This window comes from Psychrobacter sp. SHUES1, from assembly GCF_001652315.1.
Classification (GTDB): Bacteria; Pseudomonadota; Gammaproteobacteria; order Pseudomonadales; family Moraxellaceae; genus Psychrobacter; species Psychrobacter faecalis.
The window spans coordinates 1-5,824 of record NZ_LXWA01000100.1 but is presented as its reverse complement, the minus strand read 5'-3'; the positions used below and the strand labels follow the sequence as shown (position 1 = coordinate 5,824).

Below are 5,824 nucleotides of genomic sequence, written 5' to 3'. Positions count from 1 at the left end.
ATCAGTTAGACCGGACTGTGCTTTTTTGTTTATCACACACGATCTTGAATTTGCCTCTTCTCGTGTAGCTGATAAATACGTACTTAGACAATATAGTTTTAACAACTCAAATCCTTATTGGAATATTGAGAAACTTCCCAGTGATTCAGGTTTTGATGAAGAGTTGACGACATTGATTCTAGGTAGCCGAAAACCAATATTATTTGTTGAGGGTACTAATGACAGCTTAGATATTGCACTGTATAGAAGTTGTTTTACAGAGTGGAGTATTGTGCCGAAAGGCTCTTGTGAAGACGTAATTCACTCTGTAGTAACTATGAGAAAAAATGCTAGCCTAACAAGAATAACTTGCTCAGGCATTGTCGATGCTGATGATTATAGTCAGGCTGACCGAGATCATCTACAAAGCTTGGGTATTGCTACTCTGCCTGTATCTGAAATTGAGAATTTAATTCTTCTTCCAAGTGTTAGTAGTGTTATCGCGCAAAGTGAAGGTCATGTTGGTAGTGAGCTTGATGCAAAGCTAGAAAATCTAGCCTCAGATATTTTTGCATTCTTAAATTCAGATAAAGCTATCGAAAAAGTAGTAACAAGGTATTGTAAAAGGCGTATAGATCGATTGCTCAAAAAAATTGATTTTGCAGAAGCAGAAACAGTTGATGCGCTATCAGATTTATATTCTTACCAAACAGCTCAATTAAATATTGAGAGTATTGCTCAAGAAGCTACTGATAGGATTCGCCAAGCTGTAGAGAGTAGAGATTTACCATTGTTATTAGCCAACTACGATAATAAAGGATTGATCGCAAAGGCAGCTCTACATTTGAAAGGGTGTCGCCGTAATGACTTTGAAAGCTGGATAGTACGAGTTTTAAAAAACGACAGCGTAGAAGGGTTAGTTCAATCGATTAAAGACACTCTTCCAGATATTACACCACAGTAAACTCTATATTTGATGATTCCACGTATCACAGCGCTGTGATACGTATTTATGAAAGGACTAACACCTATTATTTAGATCACTCAAACCATTGCTACTATTATTTTATAGCCAAAGGTTCAAGTTATTACTAGGAAATCAAACGTACCCATAAGACCTAGTATTCAAGATATTCTCTGATAGGACGTTTATTAAACTGTGTAGGATCTTTTTTAAGGCGGTTAACCATTTCAAACTCCCACCCTTGCTGTGACTGCCCAGCTGGGCTAGTCGGACTTACTAAATGATTGTATTCCGCCATAAAAGCAGGGTTACGAGCAATACGCCCTAGCTGCTTATCATTCAACCCATCAACCGTGAACATATCTGCTGTACTAGCGTCGCGCTCCTTACTAACTACATCAGTCTTAGCTTTTGGCTTTTCATAAACAGTGAAAGTAAAACCTACAATCTTGCGACCTTTTTTGACTTGTTCATAGCTGATTTTAATATCTGATTTTTTGTTGATTTCATCAATAGCTACTAGCAGCACACGCTTTTTAAAATCGTTCATAGCTTTATATTCTTCGATACCAACACCTAATTGATCTCTAAACTTCTCAAGCGCAAACATTGGAGTCTGCTTGGCAGCTTTCCACTGTACTAACAGTTCATAAAGCCTAACAGAGTAAATGCTGTCCATACTGGCGGTTTGCTCAAGCAGATATGAGGTAAAAAAATCTTCTGCACCATCAATACGACTAATGCCATTGACCACGGCAAGAGTAAAGACTAATTCGATTGCCCCCTCGTCATCAAGATATCTTACTTGCTGTATCCAACGGGATTTAATAATCTTCCCTTTATCGTCAATATAACTAAAACGCCTATTAAATAACGTTTCCTCAGCTTCTTTCATACGCTTATAGCCATTCTGTCGAGTGGTTTCAAACATCTCAGCATAGCGTAGAGCATCAATGCGTAATGGTTTATCAGTGCTTAGCCCTGTATTGGTTTCCCTAGCATCTACTATTGCCAGTTGAACAATACGAATTTCAGGCAAAGATAAATTCTGTAATGCTGAATTAAGCTGATTTGTTTTAACAACTAAATTACCTTTACTCACGAGATTCCTTCCTTACTAGTATTTAGTGACATCATAACACTAAGTCCCTTATGGGACAAATATATATAAGTCCTATAATGGTAACTAAACGTCATTTATGGGACAAATATATATAAGTCCTATAATGGTAACTAAACGTCCCTTAATGGGTAACTAAACGTCCCTTAATGGGTAACTAAACGTCCCTTAATGGGTAACTAAACGTCCCTTAATGGAGCTTACAAGTCAATACTAGCAGGGGTTACAGAGGGTCTAAAAGCTATTAAAAGCATTAAAAGCATTAAAAGCATTTTTTTTATTTTTTTACTAATTAAAAACACAAAAGAAAAAAGCCCTAGTTACCTCGAAATATCAGAGACTTTTTTTGATCTTTTGAGTCAGATAATCTATCAATTTGTTTTTAGGCTCATCTAAAGCAGCAGGTTTTTCAAATTAATAATTTTTTAAGCTTTCTAATAACTTTTTTCCTTAAAGTTTAGTAGTGAGCTATAGAAACCATCCTATTTGCCTACATAATTAGATTTAAGAGCCTTTAGTCAATATTTCGATATCTTCCTAGCCCATTTAGTATTATTTAGCTCTACAGTGATTTTACGGCTTTCCAGCTGCATTGCCTCGTTTACCCTAGTAATTTCCTCTTGATTTAACCCTTCAATTGCCAATAAGTAAGGCTCAACACGTTTTTTGAGAGTGTCATAGCTCGCTTCCGCAACGCTTTTATCATTCCTCGCCTTCTCGTAGTCAGTCAGGATGCTATTTGCTGCTTTCACAGTCGGTTCTATTTGCTCAATAACAGCTGCTGTGACCTTTTCCCCATACCGGGCCTTGCTTTCAAACATTTCAGGCTTAGGCGCTAAAGTCGTAATACTAAAATCCCTCGCGTGATTGATGTCGTGGTAATACTCCTTGATGCTGGTATGCTTGGCTTTAGAGCCTTCTTTACCCCTCGTTAACCATAAATCAGAGACCGTATTGGCAAAATCGGTCTGCATCTTGTTTAATTTAGCCCTGCCACCTAGAAAATCCTTACAGTTTAGCTTCCCCTTTTGATCAATAGGAACGACATAAGCGACTAGGTGCGGTGTACTTACATCCCTGTGAATACTTATACCTGCAATATTTTCTTCCCCATGCTTATCCATGAGCCACTGAGCAGATCGCTTAAAAAATTCTACTTCTTGGCTTTTTCCCCAGCCTTCCCATTCAGGACTGGCGGTTATTAAATACTCAATACAGAGCACCGCATCAGAGCGTCTTTTTTCAGGAAGTCGGTTTTTTATTGCCTGTTTGACTGCTTCAGGGGTAGCGACACTATGGTGATTTTTAGGGGTGAGGTTGGGATCAGCATTGAGCGTTTCTATCGTTCGATAGTTGTGTGCAAGACTGCCACCAATGTTGCCCATCGTCTTTAATTTCGCCGTTCTTAAAATCGCATAGTTCATTACTACTTTTTCCTGATAATTGGGTGTTATTTTACTAAAGTGTACATACTACACCATAAATTCACCTGTTAGAAAAGCGAGATTTTTGCTGCAAAAGGCGGTGAAAAAGGGCTATTTTTCACTGTTTTTCAACTTGGGTGTTTACAGATTGTAGACACCTTTTTTATTTTTAAATCAATAACTTATAACGATTTTGTTTGCACTTTGCAAACACTCAAATTTCAATAAACCTAACAATATCAGCTATTTGGCAGTCCCTTTAGGGTGCGTAAGGTGTAGTCATTAAATTAGGTAGTAAATAACGGGTTTTTTATCTGTCGTAAAATCTGCTACAAAAAAGGGTTTAAAAGAGCGTTACTCCTAGTCATTCACTGGCATAATCTTAGGCTGGTATCAATAATTTATTAACCTAAAAGAATTATCTGTAGCTACAGATAATTCTCATAGTTTGGGTAATTTTTTTCTTTAAATAATACGAGGAGAAAATCATGAAATTTGATTTAACAGGTCTTGATCAACTAGAGAAAAATCTCTCAGAGTTATCTGGCACCCATAGTATCCCGCTGGACGATCTTATGATCCCTAGTTTTATATCTAGTTGCAGCCGATATTCGAGTTTTGAGAAGCTAATAGAAGCTGCTGGGGTTAGCCATATGGAAGCTAAATTACTTAAAGGCTTAAAGTAGAAACATATAATCGAGCCTTTCCCTAAATTTATCTCATGCAAAAACTCAGAAAAAGCGCTAAAACTATTGAGATCTAATCATTTACCGCTTATATTGGACGTACAAACATAAGCGAAAGGTGATTACTATGAGTACAACTAATTATAATGTACGGCTTGACCAGGATCTGAAGGATAGGGCTTTTTCTGTTATTGAAAGCTATGGGTTAACGCCTTCACAAGCCATCAGATTGTTTTTAAATCAAATAGCCGATACCAATGAGGTTCCTCTGTCTTTTAACTATCAGCCGAAGCTCAACGCGCAAACTATCGCTGCTATTGCAGAGGTTGCGAGCGGTAAAGGGAGTAAGTACGACAGTTTTGGCGATTTGATGGATGAGCTAGAAGGCGAAGCTGATGAGATCCATTGAAGTATCAAGTCAGTTTAAGAGAGATGCCAAAAAGAATTATCTAAGCTTACTCACTCCTGCATGGGGCGAGGTACTCAATTGTTTAACTAACGATATACCGCTACCGCCTAAATACAAAGATCATGCGTTAACCGGCAATCATAAAGGATTTAGAGATTGCCATATCAAGCCTGACTTGGTGCTTATCTACCGTATTCAGAGCGATACGGTAGATTTTGTTAGGCTGGGTAGCCATTCAGAGGTGTTTGATTAGCCTAATGCTTTTCAGTTGTTGGATCGAAAATTAAACAAGCTAGGAGAAAGGGTTCCTGTGGAGTCTTTATGGTTTTAAGTGGTTTATTAATATTTTTTAAGGAATGAAATAGCGGGCTCCTCTGGGGTAATAAGCAGATGTTGCAGCATATCAATGCAAATGTCTGCAAAACTAGAAAAATAAGGAAGAGATAGTGGTTTTTACGATTAATATACCCATGCTTGATAAACATGAAGAAATAAGAATAGAAGCAGGATCCTCCGCGGTTTTTGTTGGAGCCAATGGCACAGGTAAAACGAGACTTGCTACTTACATAGAAGAGCAATTAGGTATTAACGCTCACCGAATTTCAGCTCATAGAGCTCTTACTTTAAATCCAACGGTTCCAAAAATAAGTGAAGCCAACGCATTATTGGGTCTTAGAGTAGGTTATTCAGGTGAGAATGCCGCAATTCATCATAGAACAGGTAATCGTTGGGGTGGAAAAAATTCGGTTCATATGCTCAATGACTTTGACTTCCTTATACAAGCCTTATTTGCTGAGCAATCTAATAGAGCGCTGACAACTCACAAAAGAGTTCGTAGTGGCGATAACAGCTCTGCTGATCCAACAAAATTTGAAGTCCTTACAGAGATTTGGGAGCAATTATTACCTCATCGAAAACTACATGTATCTGGTGATGATATTCAGGTGTCAGATGCAGATGCAGATCAGTATTATTCTGGTAGTGAGATGAGCGACGGTGAAAGAGCTGTTTTCTATATGTTAGGTCAAACATTAGTTGCAGAAGAGAATTCTTTGATAATTTTTGATGAGCCAGAACTTCATATTCATCGTTCTATAATGGCAAAATTATGGGACGCAGTAGAATCAGTTAGACCGGACTGTGCTTTTTTGTTTATCACACACGATCTTGAATTTGCCTCTTCTCGTGTAGCTGATAAATACGTACTTAGACAATATAGTTTTAACAACTCAAATCCTTATT

The 5,824-nt window shown here is 37.7% G+C and carries 7 protein-coding genes; 5 read left to right on the top strand and 2 right to left on the bottom strand.

Annotation, left to right across the window (positions count from 1 at the left end; translation table 11 throughout):
* A partial coding sequence (locus A7325_RS12415; protein ID WP_413771802.1) for a DUF4435 domain-containing protein occupies positions 1-943 on the top strand: 943 nt, incomplete at its 5' end.
* A 154-nt stretch (positions 944-1,097) separates the two neighbouring features.
* On the opposite strand, the gene repM is transcribed toward A7325_RS12415, so the two are convergent.
* Positions 1,098-2,045 (bottom strand): replication initiation protein RepM, encoded by a 948-nt coding sequence (gene repM, locus A7325_RS13600; protein ID WP_082894406.1) that lies wholly within the window; start codon positions 2,043-2,045, stop codon positions 1,098-1,100.
* A gap of 536 nt (positions 2,046-2,581) precedes the next feature.
* Positions 2,582-3,487 carry a MobV family relaxase gene (mobV, locus tag A7325_RS12405; RefSeq protein ID WP_068408603.1) on the bottom strand — a complete coding sequence of 302 codons (906 nt, stop codon included), beginning with the start codon at positions 3,485-3,487 and terminating at the stop codon, positions 2,582-2,584.
* A gap of 488 nt (positions 3,488-3,975) precedes the next feature.
* Here mobV and A7325_RS12400 point away from each other — a divergent pair, with 488 nt between their 5' ends.
* From A7325_RS12400 to A7325_RS12385, 4 genes are all read left to right on the top strand, one after another.
* Positions 3,976-4,173 (top strand): hypothetical protein, encoded by a 198-nt coding sequence (locus A7325_RS12400; protein ID WP_068408601.1) that lies wholly within the window; start codon positions 3,976-3,978, stop codon positions 4,171-4,173.
* Positions 4,174-4,300: 127 nt separating this feature from the next.
* Positions 4,301-4,582 carry a type II toxin-antitoxin system RelB/DinJ family antitoxin gene (locus A7325_RS12395; RefSeq protein WP_068408599.1) on the top strand — a complete coding sequence of 94 codons (282 nt, stop codon included), beginning with the start codon at positions 4,301-4,303 and terminating at the stop codon, positions 4,580-4,582.
* Positions 4,569-4,835 (top strand): type II toxin-antitoxin system mRNA interferase toxin, RelE/StbE family, encoded by a 267-nt coding sequence (locus A7325_RS12390; protein WP_068408597.1) that lies wholly within the window; start codon positions 4,569-4,571, stop codon positions 4,833-4,835. The genes A7325_RS12395 and A7325_RS12390 overlap by 14 nt, the downstream gene beginning before the upstream one ends.
* 217 nt (positions 4,836-5,052) lie before the next feature.
* Positions 5,053-5,824: AAA family ATPase (locus A7325_RS12385; protein ID WP_197488914.1), on the top strand; the 772-nt coding region annotated here is incomplete at its 3' end.